The sequence below is a fragment of the Alexandriicola marinus genome, from assembly GCF_004000435.1.
Classification (GTDB): Bacteria; Pseudomonadota; Alphaproteobacteria; order Rhodobacterales; family Rhodobacteraceae; genus Alexandriicola; species Alexandriicola marinus.
Genome location: NZ_RBVZ01000002.1, coordinates 660,008 through 675,544 on the forward strand (window position 1 = coordinate 660,008; position 15,537 = coordinate 675,544).

Annotated in this window: 21 protein-coding genes; 17 read left to right on the plus strand and 4 right to left on the minus strand. The window is 60.7% G+C overall.

What is annotated here, in order from left to right; translation table 11 throughout:
* Window positions 1-60: 60 nt before the first annotated feature.
* Complete coding sequence (gene mutM, locus EP376_RS09610; RefSeq protein WP_127655324.1) at window positions 61-912, minus strand: bifunctional DNA-formamidopyrimidine glycosylase/DNA-(apurinic or apyrimidinic site) lyase; 852 nt, start codon at window positions 910-912, stop codon at window positions 61-63.
* 105 nt (window positions 913-1,017) lie between these two features.
* Between mutM and ubiE the strand changes: the two genes are divergently transcribed.
* Window positions 1,018-1,764: a bifunctional demethylmenaquinone methyltransferase/2-methoxy-6-polyprenyl-1,4-benzoquinol methylase UbiE gene (gene ubiE, locus EP376_RS09615; protein ID WP_420837124.1), complete on the plus strand. Its 747-nt coding sequence runs from the start codon at window positions 1,018-1,020 to the stop codon at window positions 1,762-1,764.
* Window position 1,765: 1 nt separating this feature from the next.
* Window positions 1,766-3,298, plus strand: a complete 1,533-nt coding sequence (gene ubiB / locus EP376_RS09620; RefSeq protein ID WP_127655326.1) for a 2-polyprenylphenol 6-hydroxylase — start codon at window positions 1,766-1,768, stop codon at window positions 3,296-3,298.
* 6 nt (window positions 3,299-3,304) lie between these two features.
* On the opposite strand, the gene EP376_RS09625 is transcribed toward ubiB, so the two are convergent.
* Entirely contained in the window at window positions 3,305-3,970 is a 666-nt protein-coding gene (locus EP376_RS09625) for a flagellar hook capping FlgD N-terminal domain-containing protein (protein ID WP_127655327.1), read from the minus strand.
* Window positions 3,971-3,978: 8 nt separating this feature from the next.
* On the minus strand, window positions 3,979-6,036 hold the full coding sequence (locus EP376_RS09630) for a flagellar hook-length control protein FliK (protein ID WP_240652457.1): 2,058 nt from the start codon (window positions 6,034-6,036) through the stop codon (window positions 3,979-3,981).
* 69 nt (window positions 6,037-6,105) lie between these two features.
* Here EP376_RS09630 and EP376_RS09635 point away from each other — a divergent pair, with 69 nt between their 5' ends.
* The 6 genes from EP376_RS09635 to EP376_RS09660 all read left to right on the plus strand — a co-directional run bounded on the left by EP376_RS09635 (window position 6,106) and on the right by EP376_RS09660 (window position 9,510).
* Window positions 6,106-6,399 carry a rod-binding protein gene (locus EP376_RS09635; RefSeq protein WP_127655329.1) on the plus strand — a complete coding sequence of 98 codons (294 nt, stop codon included), beginning with the start codon at window positions 6,106-6,108 and terminating at the stop codon, window positions 6,397-6,399.
* Window positions 6,392-6,727, plus strand: coding sequence for a flagellar protein FlgN (locus tag EP376_RS09640; RefSeq protein ID WP_127655330.1), 336 nt, complete (start codon window positions 6,392-6,394; stop codon window positions 6,725-6,727). The genes EP376_RS09635 and EP376_RS09640 overlap by 8 nt, the downstream gene beginning before the upstream one ends.
* Before the next feature lie 208 nt (window positions 6,728-6,935).
* Window positions 6,936-7,781: a flagellin N-terminal helical domain-containing protein gene (locus tag EP376_RS09645; protein WP_127655331.1), complete on the plus strand. Its 846-nt coding sequence runs from the start codon at window positions 6,936-6,938 to the stop codon at window positions 7,779-7,781.
* Window positions 7,782-7,895: 114 nt separating this feature from the next.
* A complete protein-coding gene (gene flaF / locus EP376_RS09650) occupies window positions 7,896-8,300 on the plus strand; it encodes a flagellar biosynthesis regulator FlaF (RefSeq protein ID WP_127655332.1) in 405 nt (134 codons plus the stop codon).
* Entirely contained in the window at window positions 8,300-8,710 is a 411-nt protein-coding gene (gene flbT, locus EP376_RS09655) for a flagellar biosynthesis repressor FlbT (protein ID WP_127655333.1), read from the plus strand. Before flaF ends, flbT begins: the two co-directional genes overlap by 1 nt.
* Window positions 8,707-9,510 carry a DUF1217 domain-containing protein gene (locus EP376_RS09660; protein ID WP_127655334.1) on the plus strand — a complete coding sequence of 268 codons (804 nt, stop codon included), beginning with the start codon at window positions 8,707-8,709 and terminating at the stop codon, window positions 9,508-9,510. The genes flbT and EP376_RS09660 overlap by 4 nt, the downstream gene beginning before the upstream one ends.
* On the opposite strand, the gene EP376_RS09665 is transcribed toward EP376_RS09660, so the two are convergent.
* Window positions 9,497-10,843: a FliI/YscN family ATPase gene (locus EP376_RS09665; protein ID WP_127655335.1), complete on the minus strand. Its 1,347-nt coding sequence runs from the start codon at window positions 10,841-10,843 to the stop codon at window positions 9,497-9,499. The two genes, EP376_RS09660 and EP376_RS09665, sit on opposite strands and share 14 nt — an antisense overlap.
* Before the next feature lie 151 nt (window positions 10,844-10,994).
* Here EP376_RS09665 and EP376_RS09670 point away from each other — a divergent pair, with 151 nt between their 5' ends.
* Genes EP376_RS09670 through EP376_RS09710 form a run of 9 tightly spaced genes read left to right on the plus strand, consistent with a single transcriptional unit; the run spans window position 10,995 to window position 15,532 of the window.
* The gene (locus EP376_RS09670; protein ID WP_238928708.1) at window positions 10,995-11,342 is read left to right on the plus strand and encodes a FlgB family protein; all 348 of its coding nucleotides are present in this window, start codon (window positions 10,995-10,997) and stop codon (window positions 11,340-11,342) included.
* Window positions 11,339-11,731, plus strand: a complete 393-nt coding sequence (flgC, locus tag EP376_RS09675) for a flagellar basal body rod protein FlgC (RefSeq protein WP_127655337.1) — start codon at window positions 11,339-11,341, stop codon at window positions 11,729-11,731. The genes EP376_RS09670 and flgC overlap by 4 nt, the downstream gene beginning before the upstream one ends.
* Before the next feature lie 11 nt (window positions 11,732-11,742).
* The gene (fliE, locus tag EP376_RS09680; RefSeq protein WP_127655338.1) at window positions 11,743-12,036 is read left to right on the plus strand and encodes a flagellar hook-basal body complex protein FliE; all 294 of its coding nucleotides are present in this window, start codon (window positions 11,743-11,745) and stop codon (window positions 12,034-12,036) included.
* A gap of 3 nt (window positions 12,037-12,039) precedes the next feature.
* Window positions 12,040-12,306 (plus strand): flagellar biosynthetic protein FliQ, encoded by a 267-nt coding sequence (locus tag EP376_RS09685; protein ID WP_127655339.1) that lies wholly within the window; start codon window positions 12,040-12,042, stop codon window positions 12,304-12,306.
* Window positions 12,307-12,309: 3 nt separating this feature from the next.
* The gene (locus EP376_RS09690) at window positions 12,310-13,026 is read left to right on the plus strand and encodes a flagellar hook-basal body complex protein (protein WP_127655340.1); all 717 of its coding nucleotides are present in this window, start codon (window positions 12,310-12,312) and stop codon (window positions 13,024-13,026) included.
* Window positions 13,027-13,056: 30 nt separating this feature from the next.
* Window positions 13,057-13,842, plus strand: a complete 786-nt coding sequence (flgG, locus tag EP376_RS09695; protein WP_127655341.1) for a flagellar basal-body rod protein FlgG — start codon at window positions 13,057-13,059, stop codon at window positions 13,840-13,842.
* Window positions 13,839-14,258 carry a flagellar basal body P-ring formation chaperone FlgA gene (gene flgA, locus EP376_RS09700; protein ID WP_127655342.1) on the plus strand — a complete coding sequence of 140 codons (420 nt, stop codon included), beginning with the start codon at window positions 13,839-13,841 and terminating at the stop codon, window positions 14,256-14,258. The genes flgG and flgA overlap by 4 nt, the downstream gene beginning before the upstream one ends.
* A gap of 11 nt (window positions 14,259-14,269) precedes the next feature.
* Complete coding sequence (gene flgH / locus EP376_RS09705) at window positions 14,270-15,004, plus strand: flagellar basal body L-ring protein FlgH (RefSeq protein ID WP_127655343.1); 735 nt, start codon at window positions 14,270-14,272, stop codon at window positions 15,002-15,004.
* Window positions 15,005-15,013: 9 nt separating this feature from the next.
* The gene (locus EP376_RS09710; RefSeq protein ID WP_127655344.1) at window positions 15,014-15,532 is read left to right on the plus strand and encodes a flagellar basal body-associated protein FliL; all 519 of its coding nucleotides are present in this window, start codon (window positions 15,014-15,016) and stop codon (window positions 15,530-15,532) included.
* Window positions 15,533-15,537 lie beyond the last annotated feature (5 nt).

A 15,537-nucleotide genomic window follows, 5' to 3' on the forward strand; every position in this document is an offset into this window, starting at 1 on the left:
GGCGCCCCTCGATCTCGTGTCCCGAAGCGTAGGACTAACAATTGCGGGGCGGGGATCAAGTCATCTTTGACATGACGGACAATAGAACGACGAGCGACCGGACTGGACAACACGGCGAATCGTGCCCCCGCACCCCTCGCCCCGGCAAGGCTCCCCCTCGCGGTCATAGACACGGAATGTGTGCTGGAAATATCCAAGCTCACCATCGGCTTGGCGATAATCACGCAGGGATGATCCGCCGGCCTCGATCGCGTCGTTCAGCACATCGCGGATGACGGGCACAAGGCCCGCGGCGCGGGCCGAAGAAATATTGCCTGCCTTGCGCCGAGGACTGATGCCAGAGCGGTGCAAAACCTCGCACACATAAATATTCCCCAGACCCGCGACGATTCTCTGATCGAGCAGGGCCGACTTCATCGGCGTGTTTCGCCCTTTGAGACGCCCGGCAAGATAGGGGCCGTCAAACGCATTCCCCAACGGCTCGGGCCCAAGGTCGCGCAGCAGCCAATGCTCTTCGACAGAAACCGTCGGTGCAAGGTCCATCGCCCCGAAACGCCTTGCATCATTGAAGGTGATCCGCGCGCCGTTCCCCATCTCGAGGATCACATGATCATGTTTTTGCGGGGCCGGGTGATCGTGGTGGAACTGACCGATCGCCAGACCCGAAATCAGCATTCTGCCCGACATGCCGAGGTGGATGATCAGCGTCTCTCCGGTCGAAAGATCCGCAAGGATATATTTCGACCGGCGGCGCAGGGCCGTTACCGTCGCGCCCTGAAGTCGATCCGCCATTGCCTCGGGAAGGGGCCAGCGCAGGTCGGGCCGGTTGACCTGTGCCTGCGCGATCACCTGCCCCGCCATTGCGGGCTCAAGCCCGCGACGGACTGTCTCTACCTCTGGCAATTCAGGCATGGCGCGCTTCCTCTGGTGCGGCTGGGGGTGTAAGCGACTTGAAGCGCTCTATAAAGAGAGCAAAGGAAAGGACGGCAAGACCTCATGTCGGACGACAAGGATCACATGCCCGGCGACGGGACGACACATTTCGGCTTCGAGACCGTGGCCGAGGATGAAAAGGCGGGCCGTGTTCAGGGCGTCTTTACCAGCGTCGCCAGCCGCTATGACCTGATGAACGATGTCATGTCCGGCGGCGTTCACCGCCTCTGGAAAGACGCCATGATGGACTGGCTGGCCCCGCGCCCCGGTCAGCGGCTTCTGGATGTGGCTGGTGGCACGGGCGATATCTCGTTCCGCTTTCTCGACCGGGCCGGATACGGCCATGCGACAGTGCTCGACCTGACCGAATCCATGCTGGTCGAGGGGCGCAAACGGGCCGAGGCCGCAAAGATGGGCGGCGCGCTCGACTGGGTGGTCGGCGATGCGATGGCCCTGCCATTCGACGACAACAGCTTTGACGTCTATACGATCAGTTTCGGCATCCGGAACGTGACGCGCCCGCAGGATGCGCTGTCCGAAGCCTTTCGCGTGCTTCGTCCCGGCGGACGGCTCATGGTGCTGGAATTCAGCCAACTGCCCAATCCGCTGATGCAGAAAGCCTATGATCTGTATTCCTTCAACGTGATCCCGGCGATGGGCCAGGTCATCACGAATGACAGGGCCAGCTATCAGTATCTGGTCGAATCGATCCGGCGTTTCCCCGATCAGGAAACGTTTCTGGGCATGATCCGCGAAGCCGGTTTCGAGAATGCCAAATTCCGGAACCTGACGATGGGTGTCGCGGCACTGCATTCGGGCTGGAAACTCTGACATGCGCGGCCCGCACAATATCTGGCGCCTTGTCCGCACAGGCGCGACACTCGAACGCGCCGGCGCCATGCGGCATCTTCTCGATGCGGTCGAGGCGCCCCGGATGGTACGGATTGCGGCCCGGACACTGGCGCTCCCCTTTCGGTGGCTGGGCTATCGCGGCGACCCCTCCGTCCCGCCCCTGACCCGGGCGCTGACGGCTCTTGGGCCCGCCTATATCAAATTCGGACAAATCCTTTCGACCCGCCCCGACGTCGTGGGCGACGAACTCGCCGATCAGCTGAAGGTTCTGCAAGACAAGCTGCCGCCCTTTCCCCGATCAGAAGCCAAGAGGATGATCGAGCAGGAGCTGGGCATCTCCGTCGACGAGGTCTTTTCCGATTTCTCGGAACCGGTTGCCGCCGCCTCTATCGCGCAGGTTCACAAGGCGACCCTGCGCAAGACGGGGCAGGACGTGGCCGTCAAGGTCCTTCGCCCCGGTATCCACAAGGCGTTTCGCAAGGATATCGACGCCTTCTATTTCGCCGCGCGCACGATCGAATTCCTGTCACCTGCCTCGAGACGCCTTCGGCCAATGGACGTGATCGAGCATTTCGCCGGTGTCGTCTGGGGTGAACTTGATCTGCGACTCGAAAGCTCCTCCGCATCGGAATTCGCCGTCAATACCGAGCAGGACGAAGGCTTTGTTCTACCAAAGGTCAACTGGGATCTGTCCGGACGGCATGTGATGACGCTCGGATGGGCCGAGGGGATCGGCGCCGGCGATCTGGAGGCACTTGATGCCGCCGGCCACGACCGCAAGGAACTGGCACTTCGGGTGCTGCAGCTTTTCCTGCGCCACGCCCTGAGGGATGGCCTTTTCCACGGCGACATGCATCAGGGCAACCTGAAGATCGCGCCCAACGGGGACATCATCGCCTATGATTTCGGGATCATGGGGCGGATCGATGAATATACCCGCCGTGTTTATGCCGAGATCCTGTTCGGTTTCATCCGGCGCGACTACCGACGGGTGGCAGAGGTTCATTTCGAGGCCGGGTATGTCCCAGCTGATCGCGATGTCGATGAATTTGCCCGCGCCCTGCGCGCCGTGGGCGAGCCGATCTTCGGGATGGATGCCAGCCACATTTCGATGGGTCGGCTGCTGAGCTATCTTTTCGAGGTAACTGAACGGTTCGGCATGGAAACGAGGACGGAGCTGATCCTCTTGCAGCGCACGATGGTCGTTGTCGAAGGCGTGGCCCGGAGCCTCGACCCGCATATGAACATCTGGAAAGCCGCACAGCCCGTCGTAGAAGACTATATCAAGGACAGCATGGGACCGCGTGCCATCGCGCGCGACCTGATCCAGACCGCGCGCGTCTTTGCCCGGTTCGGGCCCCGTCTGCCACAATTGGCCGAGGCCGCATTGATCCGGTCGACCAACCCCGAACCGGTCCAGCGGCGCGCGCGCATCCGGCCAGCATTGGGATGGATGGCTCTGGGCGCGGCAATCGCATTGGCTGCGACATCGGTTCTGACGATATTCTGGTGAGATCGATCACTGCGAAACGGCGCTCAGCGCGCTGACCTGGCTGGAGGCGACGGCAACGTCGCCGTCAAGCACAAGCAGGATCTGCCCACCTTCCGACACGACTTCCTGCACCTCGCCATAGACCTGCGCGGGCTCCTGCAGAATGATCTCGCCCTCGGAGTAGCTGACCACCTCGAAGAAATAGACGCCATCCTCGTAGGGAATGCCGTATTCATCTGTTCCCGACCAGTCGATCGGGTCGGCGGAGACGGGGATCTCGCTACGCTCGATCTCTTCGCCATCTTCGTTCGAGACGACCAGCTCGACCTTGTCCGAAATCGCCGCGGGGTTGGGCGCGATCGTCACCGGATCTCCATCGTAATAGGCTGGCATCGGAGCCCGGATCACGGTTCCGATCCAGTTGGCCATGTCGGCCACGCTGCTTGCCGCGAGTGTATCGCCCAACGCAACTAGCAGTTCGTTGGAAAGAACCTGCTGTTCCACGCCCGAGAAGGTGGCAAGCTGCACTGCGAAATCCGTGGATTCAAGCGGATCAAGGGGATCCTGGTATTTGAGCTGGGTCGATAGCAGTTGAAGGAACGTGTCGAAATCCGAAGTGATCGTCGAATTGACCGACGACGTCGATGTGGTTGGCGTGGTCACACTCACGCTGTTGATCGTGTCTGGTTCCATGAGTTTTCCTAAAGTCTGATGTCCACATGCCCGGTGGCAGTCTGCTGTACGGCCTGCTGCGGCGCAGTGAACCCATCCGTGCGGCTTTCGGTATTCTGGTTCATCTCGGTCGCGGGAACATGACGTTCCGGCTTGTCCCGGTCCGGGGCGTCACCGAAATCGAACGCGATATCCTCGTATCCCATGTCGGCAAGTTCGCTGACCAAATCCTGAATACTTCGCCGGATCAGCTCGAGCGTTTCGAGCCGTTCTGCATTGACGAACAGGGTCATCGAACGTTCGTCCCCCCGAAGCACGAGCGTGACCCGGCCAAGTTCCTCGGGCTCCAGCCTGAGGATCGTCTCGGAACCTGATGGCCCATGCAAAGCCAGACCGATCTGATAGGCAACCGGTGGCGCCGGGAGCCCAGAAGCGACCGACGCAGGCGTTCCAACGCCGTGAAGTGTCGGCGTCGAGCCTGGCACGGTTGACGAAACCGCGGTGTCGGGCACCGGATCAACTGTCACGGCCGGCATTCCGGCCCAGTCAGACGCGCGCGCTCCGCCCGGGCCGAAGGATGAAATCGCGGGTGCCGCGTTGTGTTGCACGGCCCCGCCGAAAGGTCGGGCCATGGTTTCGGTCGTCGCGACCCGCCCCCAGGTCGGTGCTTCCACGGGCAGATCCCGATCAATCTTCTCTGTATCTGTTCCAGCGGCGGGGGTAGCGGCGGAGATTTGAGCAGGATTCGAGTGCGACCATGGTGATCCTGAGCCACTGGGCGCGGCATGGGAGACGTGGATTGCCGCAGTATCAGAACGCTTGTTCGATTCCCGCAAGACAGGAACCCGGGCGTCTGATCTGCCCGATGTCGTTTGGGACGTCGCAAGCTCGGGCGCCGCCCGCCCTGCTGTTGGGGCCCACGCCTCAATGAGCGGCAGCGCCGGTTCCCGGGCCGACGATACACGCGCCATGCTGTCGTATGGGGCAGCAAATGGTCTGATTGTTGCTGGCTGGGCGCGGTCCTCCGATCTGAGCGTTCCGCTGTGCTGGACAACCGCGGAATTGACGAACGGAGACTTGGCCACAAACTGGCCCGGTGGATCCATATCTGACACTGGGTTTTCAACGACGGCCGGAGGCCGCGGAAGTTCGACAGGCCTCCCTTCCTTGAACACCGGGCCGTCTGGAGATTTGACGTGAGCCGCAACGACCGAATTCGCCAGCTCGGCACGCCATTCGATATGTTCCAGCCGCAGAGACGTTCGCACGTCGTGACCACCCCGCGAAGCATTCGAAACACGGTCATCAGAACCCGAGTTCGCAATTCTGGCCAAGGCCACTTCGCTGGGTTCTTCGGTCAGCAAGCCAGGTCCGAGAGTATGGCGCCTGTTGTTAGGGTGTTCGAATTGGAGCCCCGGATTTGCAATGCGATCGGTCTGTTCACGTCTGACGGCAGTGTCGCCACCCTGAGCAGTCAGCCCGAAGACCTGTCCATCCAACAGGGTATCTTTGCCCTTCAGTAGCGGTATTTGACCGGCATCCCCACCGAAGGGTCTCGACTTGTCCTCAAGAACCTCGACAGGCAGCGGTATTGCCAGTTCCGGAGCGGCACCTGACGGCAAAGGAACCAACGGGTCTTGTCCGGATACCGGTTCAGTGTCTGATGCGGGCGCAGGGAAGATGTCGGTTTCCATCTCGACGTCGAAGGATTCGTCTGTTCCGTCAAGGTCGGAAGCCCCCCCCGCGCCATCGAAGAGGGAGGTTTCATCAGTTCCGTCGTGGTCAGAAGACGCCAGGCTCGCTCGTGGAACCAAACTCCCGTCCGCTGTGGGCGCAGGTGACCGAGAATCTGGCGCTGCTTTGCGCATTTGATCCATGGAAACATACTCGGGATCTGTTCGATCGACCATCGACCGGAACCGTGCCGGATCCATCTGGCCCGCAGAGGCAGTCGCATCCCCCTTATCGAGATTGCGGGCGACGGGCCCCTTTTGAAGGCCAGTCCCATCCGAACCCGACAGATCGCCCCTTCCAGGAAATGAGAACATCCGGACTCCGTTCAATGAGTTGCCCGGATCAAACTTCACCAAGAAGCTTACTCATTCTTTACCGAAATGGGGACTAATCGACCAAACAAGATTGAATTGGAGACTTTCATGGAACTCACCGGCGCAAGCCAGAATCCGGCGCGCACGCCCGACCTGAACAATGCCGATCAGCGGTTGGCGGATCTCAAGGATGCCGCCATCCGTCTCGAGGCAAGTTTTCTCGCCGAAATGCTGAAGAGTGCCGGTATGGGCATGCCACGCGACGCCTTCGGAGGCGGCCACGGGGAGGAGCAGTTCGCCTCGCTGCTTGTTCAGGAACAGGCCGATCGCATCGCGCGGGCAGGCGGTATCGGACTGGCGGAAACGATCTTTGATGCCCTCAAGAGGCAGCCGGATGCCTGATCCTCATCATGATCTGAACAGCCTGCTTGACGCCGAACACAATGCCCTGCTGTCGGGCGACTACGCCATTCTCGCCAAGCTTTCTTCGCGCAAATTCGCGCTGTTGGAAAACGAAGCTGTCTTTGCGGACCTGGCGCAATCCGGCGAACTTCGGCGCAAGCTGGATCGGAACCAGACCTTGCTTGCCATGGCGATCAGCGGGGTCCGATCTGCCCGCGGCGATATCGATGCGATCGAAGGGCAAAGGGGGGGCTTCCAGGCATATGACAAATACGGCGGAAGAAACGTGGTCGGGGGGGCGCCATCCGGATTCGAACGGAAGGTCTAGACCCGTAGAATTTGCCGAAAAGCCTAATGGCATTAACCCCGCGCATTAAGACTTCGTTCAGCTCTGAAGCACAGTTTGCCTTCACATCCAGGAGGATACTCTCTGATCGCGGAAGCGGCAGTTGAACGTCAGAACGGCGACCCGAGCCGCCCGAAGGCGGGTTTTCGAAACCCTGCGCAAAATGCGCACGAAACAAGGACCAATTCTGATGTCCAGCATTCTGACAAACAACGGCGCGATGGTCGCGCTTCAAACGCTCAAGTCCATCAATGCAGACCTGGCAAAGACCCAGGACATGATCTCCACCGGCAAGGAAGTCGCCACCGCGAAGGACAATTCCGCGCTGTGGGCCATCTCGAAGGTCATGGAATCCGACGTCGCCGGCTTCAAGGCGATCTCAGACAGCCTTTCTCTTGGCGAATCCACCGTTGCGGTTGCCTCCGCAGGGGCCGAACAGATCGTCGAAGTCCTCAAGGACATGAAGGAACTTGCCGTTTCCGCGCAAAGCGAGAACGTTGACTTCGCCAAGATTCAGGCGGACATGGACGAGATGGCCGCCCAGGTGGCATCGGTCATCGGCGCGTCGCAGTTCAATGGCGCGAACCTCTTGGCGAGTGATATCGACGGGAACGGCGCAACCAGTCTCACTGTTCTGAGTTCGCTTGACCGTGTCGGCACCGGCGCGCCGACCGCCACGACGATCAGCGTCGACACGGTCGACTTCGAGGCCGATATCGATCTGGCTGCGGACCTGACCGCCATCACCGACACTGCCACCGCAGCAACGGCTCTCGGTGAACTGGAAACGTTCCTGCAAACGGCAATCGATGGAGCAGCCGCTCTGGGGGCCTCCGCCGCCCGCTTGCAGGATCAAAATGTCTTTGTCGGCAAGCTGGTTGATGCGATGAAATCCGGCATCGGCACTCTGGTCGATGCCAACATGGAAGAGGCGTCGGCGAAACTGCAGGCACTTCAGGTGCAACAGCAGCTGGGCGTGCAGTCGCTTTCGATCGCGAATCAGGCACCTCAGACGATCCTGTCTCTGTTCCGGTAACGGTGATGGAAAGGGAGGGGCCGGATTCGACCGGCCCACTCCTGCCCCGTCTTTTCGCGCAGATCGGGCGGAAAACCCGCTCACCGTTCTCTTATCGCTCCGGAAGGAAAGCACGTGAACGCTATCGAACAGGCGCGCCGAGCCTATGGCCCTGCCCACTCCCCCACCAAGAACGCCAGATCCGTCGAGTATCAGGCCTTCGTCAATGTCATAAGCCGCTTGAAGAAACACTCCGCAGCGGGCGCGAAAGAGTTTCCGTCTCTCGTCGCCGCACTGCACGAGAATCGGACGCTCTGGACGATCCTCGCGGCCGATGTCGCCGACCCGGACAATGCGTTGCCCGAAACCCTGCGGGCCCAAATCTTCTATCTCGCCGAATTCACGGACCTCCAGACCAGCAAGATTCTGCGCGGTGAAGGCACCGCCGACAGCCTGATCGAGATAAATGCGGCTGTGATGCGCGGACTCGCAGGTCATCAAGGGCCGGACGAGGCCGCAGACGACAGGCGCGCAAACTGATGGGGGGGCTTGTGCTGAAGCTTGCACCTCGAGAGCGGGTCCTGATCAATGGAGCGGTCATCGAAAACGGAGAGCGTCGTTCCCGGTTGTCGATCGTTTCGCCGAACGCAAACATCCTTCGCCTGCGGGATGCCATACGCCCGGGCGAGGCCAACACTCCGGTCCGCCGGGTCTGTTACATCGCCCAGTTGATCCTGTCGGGGGATGCGCCGGAAGACACCGGTAGCCGACAATTGTGCCAGGGGATTTCCCAACTCATGCACGCGCTGAATGACGAATGCAGCCTGACGCTCCTGCGTGATGCACACCGATTTGTCGAAGAGGGTGATTTCTATCGCGCAATGAAGAACCTGCGAACGCTTCTTCCAAGGGAGGAAAAGCTGTTCGAACTGGCGAGGAAGACGTCATGACCTTCCAGCCAGTCATCCCCCTGTCCGGCTTTGCCGGCTGGCGGTTTCTCGAACGCACGATGGAGGCGCAGAAGACCAGCTTTGTCGAAAGCATCGTCATCAAGCGGGCGACAGAGTATTTCGCCGAGGAAATCTCGACCATACGCACTGCCGAGGACCTTGTCGGCAACCGGCGTCTGCTCGAAGTGGCCCTCGGTGCGTTCGGTCTTGACGAGGACATCAACAGCAAGGCCTTCATCCAGAAGATTCTGGAAGACGGCACCATATCGGATGATGCCCTTGCCAATCGCCTCACCGACAAACGCTACCGACAATTCGCCGAAGCCTTCGGATTCGGCAATCTCGGACCTAGAACATCGCTTTCAAGCTTTGCCGGTGAGATCATCGATCGCTACGAAACCCGGCAATTCGAACTCGCCGTCGGAGAGCAGGATGGCGATATGCGCCTCGCGCTCAGCCTTGCCAACGGGCTGTCGGACATATTCGATCAGAACCTGTCGGACGACGGACAATGGTTTTCCATGATGGGCAACCCACCACTGAGACGTACCTTCGAAACGGCACTTGGATTGCCGTCGTCTTTTGGCCAGATCGACATCGACCTGCAGCTTGAAACCTTCCGGGATCGGTCGCGCGCAACATTCGGGATCGAATCCTTCTCGGATTTCAACGCACCGGAAACTCAGGAAACGCTGACAAGGTTGTTCCTTGTTCGGTCTCAGGCTGACGGTATCTCGTCACTGTCGAACGGATCTGTCGCGCTCAGCCTCTTGCAGTCATCCCGGATCAGTTTTGGATAAAGCGCCGAACCTGCTTCGGAGTGGGCCGTCGTTCCGACTGAGAGGAAGCCGAAAGCGCCCGCCTGAGGTCATCGAACACCAGTGACGGCGAAGTGGCACCGCGCTTTGTCAGGAATGCTTCCAGTGGTCCGGCGCAGGCGATGGCTGCATCAATATCAGGATCGCTCCCCGCGGTATAAAGGCCCGACTGGATCATCAGTTCGGCACGGGAATAGACGCCAAGATGTCGCCGGGCCTGCGCAATCAAGGTGTTTTCCGCCGGACTCGCACAGACCGGCAATGACCGGGAGACCGATCGCAAGAGATCGATCGCAGGAAACCGCCCGCGTTCGGCAATGTCGCGATCCAGCACGACGTGGCCATCGAGAACACCGCGAAGAATGTCGGCGATCGGTTCATCCATGTCCGATCCCGCGACAAGGACTGAATAGATGGCCGTGATGTCGCCCATCGTGTCGCTGCCCGGGCCAGCGCGTTCGCAGAGTGCTGCGATCTCTGGTCCTGTGCTGGAAGGATAGCCGCGCAGCATGGACGAATCGCCTGCTGTGGCGGCGATCTCCCGATGGGCCTCGGCGAAACGGGTCACACTGTCGATCAATAGGAGAACCTGTCTCCCTTCGTCCCGGAAATGCTCTGCGATCGAGGTCGCGGCCCAGGCGCACCGGCGTCTGAGTTGCGGCGACTTGTCGGAGGTTGCGGCCACGACGACAGATCGCGCCATCCCCTCCGGGCCAAGCACATCCTCGACAAAATGCCGGACCTCACGGCCCCGCTCTCCGACGAGCCCGATGACGATGACATCGGCATCGACCCCTCGCGCAAGATCGGCGAGCAGGGTCGATTTCCCGACGCCTGAGCCCGCAAACAGGCCCAGACGCTGCCCACGCGCAATGGGCAGAAGCGTGTCGAACACAGCAAGACCGGTTGCCAGGCGGTCACCCATCGGCCGCCTGATCCGCGCGGGCAAGGCGTTGGTCCTCAAGTCGCGGGGATGCGCGCCCGGTACAAGAGGTCGGCCATCAATCGGCCGGCCATCCGGATCGACCACGCGGCCGATCCAGCTGTCGTTCGGGGCAAAAGCGCGTCTTGCGCAAAGAACAACCGGGTCACCCAGATACACCCCATCCGCGGCGCCCTCCAAGAGGCACGAAAGGCCGCCTGTCGTGATCCGAACGACCTCGCCGGTACGGCGCGTTTGCGACAGACCCAACGAAACGCGATCACCCAAGCGTGCAGCCCCGGACAACCCCGACACCTGAACAAGCGCACCGCTTGCCCCCGTGACACGCCCGACCGGACGAACGGTTTCAAGCTCTGAGATCGCGCGGGTCATTCCTTCAAATATCGTCGAGGGCACGAACTTTCCTTTCGAGTTGGACGCAACAACCCGTTCTTAAGGAATCACGCTTAAGGCTTCCTTGCAGTCAGTCGAGGGAGAAGCCCCGATGTATCAGAATCTAGATTTGTTCCGGGTCTCAGGCCAAATGGCCACTCATGCCGGGAAACGGCAGGCCAACGTGGCCATGAACGTCGCGAACGCCGACACGCCGGGGTATGAGGCCACGCGCATTGCGCGGTTTTCCGAAAACTACCGGGCCGACGCCGTGGGTCAGCTCAGGACCACCCGAGTCTCACATTTTCAAGGCAGCGCCACATCATCCGCAGCTGCGCCCAAAGGCGCGGAGGTGGAACCCTCGCCCAATGGAAACTCGGTCTCGCTCGAACTCGAAATGCTCGAAAGCGTGGATGCCGCGCGTGAACACAGCCGCGCGCTAGCCATCTACCGGCATGCGATGACGATCGTCCGCAGCACGATAGGCCCGATGAAATGACAGAATTCAGCGACGCACTCGGCATCGCCTCGAGCGGGATGAACGCCCAAGCCTCCAGAATGCGCTATGTCTCTGAAAATATCGCGAATAGCGACACTCCGGGCTATCGGCGCAAGATGGTCGAATTCGAAGGAGATTTCGCGACGGGGGGCCAGACCGGCCGGGTCGAACTTGGCCCGGTCATGCTCGATCGCTCCGAGCTGGGACTAATCTACGACCCTTCCCACATCCTGTCGGATGACACCGGCCACTACGAGGGATCGAATGTCGATCTTCTCGTCGAGATCGCCGACGCCCGCGAGGCGTCGCGAAGCTACGAAGCAAACCTCAAGGTCTTTGATCAGGTCCGACAGATGTCGACCTCGCTCATGGAACTCTTGCGCAGATAGGAGACTGACACATGGACCTGAATTCAATCCTCGCCGCCCGGAACTATGACGCGAACCGGACCGTTACCCGGCCCGAACCGGATGCCGGTTCCGCCCTCGGTCAGACGCTTGGGAATGCCGCGTCCGACTTTGCCGCGACCTTGCAGGAAAGCGAGACCATCGCGATGCAGGCAATGACTTCGGGGGCCGATCCACACGCGCTTGTTCAGGCGTTGACCCAGACCGAGCTGGCCGTCGAAACGGCAGTCACGATCAGGAACAAGGTGGTCGAAGCCTATCAGGAAATCCTCCGGATGCCGGTCTGATCCATGCCAGAGGCCATATTCTACGACACGATGAAACAGGGGCTGTGGGTCGCTACGCTCATTTCCCTGCCGATCCTGTCAGTCGCCCTGGCGGCGGGCCTTGTCGTCGGCCTGTTTCAGGCACTGACCTCCATCCAGGAGATGACGCTGACTTTCGTCCCGAAACTGGCAGCCATCGTGATCGTCTTCTGGATGACGATGAGTTTCATGACCGAAGCGCTCGTATCCTTGTTCAGGGACATGCTGATCCCGATCGTAGCCGGAGCCTGACCCATGGAAAACGCAACCTACGCCTCGCTGACACGGCAATCGGGACTGATGTCGGAATTGCGCAGTATCGCCAACAATATCGCGAATGCCTCGACGACGGGCTATCGGGCCGAGGGCGTGATCTTTTCAGAACACGTCACCCGGCTTGGCCGCAACCATGCCTCCCTGTCGATGCCGCTCGCGCAGGGTCGCGACACCTCGTTCGAACAGGGCGGCCTGTCGCGAACCGGGGGCACCTTCGATCTTGCCATCGAAGGCGAAGGGTTTTTTCTTGTGCAGACGCCGGAAGGTGAACGCCTGTCGCGCAACGGACATTTCACGCCGAACGAGAACGGCGATCTTGTCACGGCGGACGGTTATCCGGTGCTGGATGCCGGCGGCGCACCGGTCTTTGTTCCGCAGGGGGTCACGGGCGTCGCGATTGCGTCGGATGGAACGATCTCCGCCGATGGTCAGCCGATCGGCCAGATCGGCCTTTACCTGCCCGAGGATCCCAATGGTCTTGTCCGGGAAGACGGCGTTCGGTTCCGCGCCGATGCGGGTGTCGGACCTGCGCCGCTTGCCCATCTTGTTCAGGGGTTTCTCGAACAATCGAACGTCAATCCGATCCTTGAAGTCTCCCGGATGATCGAGGTGCAGCGCGCCTACGAACTCGGCCAAAGCTTTCTCGATCTGGAGGATCAGCGCATCCGAAACATGATCCGCGACATCCACCGCTAGACCGTCACATCAAACCGGAGACCTGAACCGATGAGAGCCCTACAGATCGCAGCGGCCGGAATGTCCGCGCAACAAACCCGTGTCGAGGTCATCTCCAACAACCTCGCGAACATGAACACCACGGGCTATAACGCCCGTCGCGCCGAATTCGCCGATCTGCATTACCAGCAGGTGACCCGCCCGGGCACGATCAACGCCTCTGACGGGACGATCGTTCCAACCGGTGTGCAGCTTGGCCTGGGCGTCAGGGCGACCTCGGTCTCGGTCATTCTGGCGCAAGGGGCGCTCAGCTCGACCGGCGGCGATCTTGATGTCGCGATCGAAGGCGATGGATTCCTCGAGGTGACGCTGCCGGACGGTCGTGCCGCCTATACGCGGGATGGCGGTCTCAAGCGCACGGGCGACGGGCTTATCGTGACGTCAGACGGCTATCCTGTCGTGCCCAATGTCACGATTCCTGAAGATGCCCTTTCGATTTCGATCAATGCGGAAGGTGAGATCTATGCCTTCTTCCAGGATCGGGTTGAGCCGGAATTCTTAGGTCAGTTCACATTGGCCGGATTCTCGAATCCACGCGGTCTCGAGGCAATCGGCTCGAACCTCTTCGTCGAGACGGGCGCATCCGGGCCTTCCTTGGTCAATACGCCGGGGATAGATGGCCTCGGGACCCTGCGGCAGGGGTTTCTCGAGGACAGTTCCGTTGATCCCGTCAAGGAAGTGACCGACCTGATCGAGGCCCAGCGCGGATATGAACTGAATTCCAAGGTGATTACCGCCGCCGACCAGATGTTGAGCGCGATGGTCCAGATCAGATGATCCGCATCGTCGCCCTGACCCTGATCGCCGGCAGTGCAAGCCAGGCCGAGACTGTTGTCGCCGCACGCACGATCCCTGCGCAGTCGCTCATCATGGAGACCGATCTGGCGATCATCGATCAGACCGTGCCCGGCGCAATCGCCGACCCGGCAATCGTGATCGGCCAGGAGGCGCGGATCGCCCTGTATGCCGGACGCCCCATCAGAACGGGCGATATCGCAGCCCCTGCGGTCGTGGATCGCAACGACATCATTCCGCTGGTCTACCAGGGTGGTGCCCTGATGATCTCGACCGAGGGCCGCGCGCTGGAGCGTGCCGGTGCCGGAGAGTTCATCCGCGTGATGAACATCTCATCAAGAAATACCGTGACAGCGCGGGTGGCCCAGGATGGCACCGCCTATGTCTCCGCTCAGTGACAGGAGATCTGATGCGACAAAAATTCGCCGGAAGCCTCGCATTGTGCCTTGGCGCCGCCTGCACCACCCAACAGGGGCTGGGAACGCCACCGCCGCTGGAACCTGCCGAAATCTCGGCCGAATACACGGCCATGGTCACCCCCGCGCTTCAGGATCCTCTGAGCCTTCTGGAACAGCCTCTGCCCACAACCGCGTCACTGTGGACAGGTGAGCGTGGGTCGCTTCTTGGTGACAGGCGCGCCATGCAGCGCGGCGATATCCTCACAGTCGTCATCGAGATCGACGACAGCGCGCAGATCAGCAACTCGAGCGATCGCTCCCGAAGCGGCAGCGAAAGCCTGAACATAGGTGAATTCCTCGGAATCCCCCAGCGGGCCGACGAGGTCCTGCCGGACGGCCTCGGCATCCAGCCCGGTGTCGAGACGAATTCGGCCAGCGCATTCAGCGGCAACGGATCCGTTGCCAGGAATGAACAACTTACCCTGCGGATCGCCGCAACGGTGACAGATGTCCTGCCCAATGGTGTTCTGTCGATCGAAGGCCAACAACAGGTCAGGGTCAATTTCGAGATGAGGGAACTGCTCGTCTCGGGCTTCGTGCGGCCTGCCGACGTAAGCCGACAGAACGAAATCACTTATGACAAGATCGCATCTGCCCGAATCTCTTATGGCGGGCAGGGCCAGATCTCCGATGTTCAACAACCACGCTGGGGCCAACAGGTCGCAGATATCCTGCTGCCGTTCTGAGGAAAACCGATGAAACTTCTCTTGCCCGTGATTCTCCTGTTGCTTGGCGTCGGTGGCGGCGTGGGCGCGGGAATGATCCTCTTTCCGCCTGAGCCCGACCTTCCGGACATGGCGATCACAGATCCTTGTGGCCCCGGGATCGGCGAAAACAACCAGATTGCCGACGCCTCGGCCGAAAACGGCAACGCGGACGTCTCGACCGGAGAAAAGGATTATGCCCGCCTCAACAACCAGTTCGTCGTTCCGGTTGTCCGGGACGAAAAGGTGGCCAGCCTTGTGGTCGTCTCGCTGAGCGTCGAAGTGCCATTCGGACAACAGGAGCTGGTTTTTGAACGAGAGCCCAAGCTTCGCGATGCGTTTCTGCAGGTCTTGTTCGAACATGCGAACCTTGGTGGCTTTGAAGGTAATTTCACGTCGAACTCGAACATGAGAACCCTGCGCGACGCCTTGCGCAGCGCCGCGCGCGACTCTATCGGCCCCGAGGCAAGCGACGTTCTGATCCTCGAAATGGTTCGGCAAGACGTCTAGTCTAG

Bases quoted from the DNA above. Each gene is read 5' to 3' on its own strand.
- mutM (WP_127655324.1), bottom strand. From the start codon at position 912: ATGCCTGAATTGCCAGAGGTAGAGACAGTCCGTCGCGGGCTTGAGCCC.
- ubiE (WP_420837124.1), top strand. From the start codon at position 1,018: ATGCCCGGCGACGGGACGACACATTTCGGCTTCGAGACCGTGGCCGAG.
- ubiB (WP_127655326.1), top strand. From the start codon at position 1,766: ATGCGCGGCCCGCACAATATCTGGCGCCTTGTCCGCACAGGCGCGACA.
- EP376_RS09625 (WP_127655327.1), bottom strand. From the start codon at position 3,970: ATGGAACCAGACACGATCAACAGCGTGAGTGTGACCACGCCAACCACA.
- EP376_RS09635 (WP_127655329.1), top strand. From the start codon at position 6,106: ATGGAACTCACCGGCGCAAGCCAGAATCCGGCGCGCACGCCCGACCTG.
- EP376_RS09640 (WP_127655330.1), top strand. From the start codon at position 6,392: ATGCCTGATCCTCATCATGATCTGAACAGCCTGCTTGACGCCGAACAC.
- EP376_RS09645 (WP_127655331.1), top strand. From the start codon at position 6,936: ATGTCCAGCATTCTGACAAACAACGGCGCGATGGTCGCGCTTCAAACG.
- flbT (WP_127655333.1), top strand. From the start codon at position 8,300: ATGGGGGGGCTTGTGCTGAAGCTTGCACCTCGAGAGCGGGTCCTGATC.
- EP376_RS09660 (WP_127655334.1), top strand. From the start codon at position 8,707: ATGACCTTCCAGCCAGTCATCCCCCTGTCCGGCTTTGCCGGCTGGCGG.
- EP376_RS09665 (WP_127655335.1), bottom strand. From the start codon at position 10,843: ATGACCCGCGCGATCTCAGAGCTTGAAACCGTTCGTCCGGTCGGGCGT.
- EP376_RS09670 (WP_238928708.1), top strand. From the start codon at position 10,995: ATGGCCACTCATGCCGGGAAACGGCAGGCCAACGTGGCCATGAACGTC.
- flgC (WP_127655337.1), top strand. From the start codon at position 11,339: ATGACAGAATTCAGCGACGCACTCGGCATCGCCTCGAGCGGGATGAAC.
- fliE (WP_127655338.1), top strand. From the start codon at position 11,743: ATGGACCTGAATTCAATCCTCGCCGCCCGGAACTATGACGCGAACCGG.
- EP376_RS09685 (WP_127655339.1), top strand. From the start codon at position 12,040: ATGCCAGAGGCCATATTCTACGACACGATGAAACAGGGGCTGTGGGTC.
- EP376_RS09690 (WP_127655340.1), top strand. From the start codon at position 12,310: ATGGAAAACGCAACCTACGCCTCGCTGACACGGCAATCGGGACTGATG.
- flgG (WP_127655341.1), top strand. From the start codon at position 13,057: ATGAGAGCCCTACAGATCGCAGCGGCCGGAATGTCCGCGCAACAAACC.
- flgA (WP_127655342.1), top strand. From the start codon at position 13,839: ATGATCCGCATCGTCGCCCTGACCCTGATCGCCGGCAGTGCAAGCCAG.
- flgH (WP_127655343.1), top strand. From the start codon at position 14,270: ATGCGACAAAAATTCGCCGGAAGCCTCGCATTGTGCCTTGGCGCCGCC.
- EP376_RS09710 (WP_127655344.1), top strand. From the start codon at position 15,014: ATGAAACTTCTCTTGCCCGTGATTCTCCTGTTGCTTGGCGTCGGTGGC.